The organism is Synechococcus sp. R8-2 (assembly GCF_047461715.1).
GTDB lineage: Bacteria > Cyanobacteriota > Cyanobacteriia > Thermostichales > Thermostichaceae > Thermostichus.
In genome coordinates this window covers 1-2,127 of sequence record NZ_JANSHQ010000626.1, presented here as the reverse complement: position 1 = coordinate 2,127, position 2,127 = coordinate 1, and the positions used below count along the sequence as shown (strand labels likewise).

Here is a 2,127-nt window from a genome sequence, read left to right as displayed (position 1 = left end):
AAATGTTTCATTTCCGTTTAAAAAGAATCTCGTTTCCACGGCTGAGCATTCACGAAGCTCAAAAAACGTAGGTAGGCAGCTGTATCCCGTGACCGCTTAATACTTACATAGTCATAAGTCTGTAGCCTGAACAACTGGGAAACCATCATCGCTGTTTTAGAGGGGAAACCTACTGGCGAAAGCGGGACGGGATCCTTTGCGGCAAGGGCTGTTGTGGAACCAGTAACAAGAATCCTCACCCTACCGCTACGGGGAAGCAAGCCAGTAGAGCAGGGAACATGTCAAAGCAGGTTGCTCAGGCGGCTGTGAAAGACCGAGTAGATCTCTGCGTAAGACTTCACCCACTCTGGATCCGGTTGAACATAGCGTTCTACCTGTACCAATCGATCGGCAGCCTGTTGGACAGAGCAGCACCAATAGGCAGAAGCGGCCAAGATGGCTGCCCCCACAGCCGGCTCCGGGTGTTTCACCACAGCCAAGGGACGAGCAAGGATGCTGGCGCGTAGGCGCAACCAGAGAGGGCTTTTGCTGCCTCCACCGGTGGTGAAAATCGGGCTCTGCTCTGGCACTGGGATCCCTTGAGCGGCCAACGTTTCCAGCCCCAGCCGCTCCACCATCGCTACCCCCTCCAACAAAGCAGCGTAAAAACGGGGGGATCCCTCTTCTGCCTCCGGCAAGAACCCGGCAAACTGGGGATCGACAATGGGAAAACGCTCTCCCGGCTGACAAAGGGGATAGCTGACCAGCCCGGTGGGCAGATAAGCCTGAGCTTGCTGATCCAGCATTTGCAGGTTGCCGTCGGGGAAGTAATGAGGCAAAACTCCGCCTCCACAAAAAGAGGCGGCCCCCGGCCACCAAACCATTCGTTCGCGACAGCGGTGTGGAGCACAGTCCGGGTGCAAATGGGAATAGATGCTTGGGGTTTGTATGGGATCCGGACTGTTGGCCTTAAAAATAAGGGTTGTGCCCAAGCTGGTGGAAACCTGCCCCAAGCGAATAGCCCCTGCCGCCAGTTGCCCGGCACAGCCATCGGTGATCCCTGCCGCGATCAGCACTTCCGGCCCCAACCCCCAGTCTGCTCGCACCGTTCCTAAAACTGTTCCCGGCGGCACCACCTCGGGGAAATGCTTGGGGTTTAGGCCCTGCCGCGCCAACCACTCCTGAGGCCAGGTGTAGGCCTCCAGGTCGAAACCGCTCTTGAGGGCATGGGTGTGATCGGTCACCTGCCTGCGCCCCCCCAGTTGGCTCAGCAAAAAGTCCGCCGGATGGGCCAAGTAGCTGTCTCGATACTGATCAGGATAGGCTTCCGCCCACCACAGCCAACGGCTGAGACCCCAACTGGCAGGGATCCCCAATTGCTTGGCCTGAGCCTGGCCCCGTGGGTCAGAATACAGCCACGCCTGTTCCAACGGCATGCCTCGACCATCCACCGGCAGAATGGTGCCGGAAGTGCTGCAAGCACTCAGAGCTGCAATGGAATACTGCTCCCCCAGTTGCGCGGTCAGTTGTCCCAAAAGGGCTTTCAGGGTTCGCAACCAGCGGCCCGGATTGGTCTCTGGGGGATCCCACTGGCGCTCGCTTTTGGCCACCACCTCCCCCTGCTCTGAGAGGGCCACCACCCGCATCCCAGAAGTGCCCAGATCGATCCCAAGAAACACAGGGGGCATAGGAATACTCACCTGAGAATGCTTTGTTTATATACGGGGTGGCCAAGTGGCCTCAAAAAGGGGCCCAAACTGGCTCAAAAGATGGGATCAAAATCTCAAAACTCCTGGCTGCTCCGAGCCAGTGCTTCTTGGATATCCAGATCCAGCCCTTTCACCGATTCCAGCACCGAGCGGGTGATCAGCTTGCCCTCCTGCACCAAAACCGCGCCGGTTACAGGGTGCAAAAGTGGCTGCTCCGCTCGCCGACCGATCAACGCCTCGATATCCTGAAAAGCATGGATGTACATCCCGGCAGGCAATTCCACCACCACCCCTTCCCCCAGCACCCGCGCTTGGCAGGCCAAGCGAGAGTTAGGCTTGCAGGTGGTGATCACCTCCAGGGTGCGCTGCTCCCGCTTGCTCATCGGGGATAAAGACTCCATCCCCTCCTTAACGTACACATGACAGGTGGCGCAGAGGC

The 2,127-nt window shown here is 58.2% G+C and carries 2 protein-coding genes; both read right to left on the bottom strand.

The features are described from left to right. Positions 1-281: 281 nt before the first annotated feature. On the bottom strand, positions 282-1,667 hold the full coding sequence (locus NW819_RS13210) for an FGGY-family carbohydrate kinase (protein ID WP_011432454.1): 1,386 nt from the start codon (positions 1,665-1,667) through the stop codon (positions 282-284). 95 nt (positions 1,668-1,762) lie between these two features. Further along, the coding region (locus NW819_RS13205) for a (2Fe-2S)-binding protein (RefSeq protein WP_414414025.1) at positions 1,763-2,127 on the bottom strand (365 nt) is incomplete at its 5' end.

Coding starts and splice junctions, on each gene's coding strand:
- NW819_RS13210 (WP_011432454.1), bottom strand. CDS start 1,667: ATGCCCCCTGTGTTTCTTGGGATCGATCTGGGCACTTCTGGGATGCGG.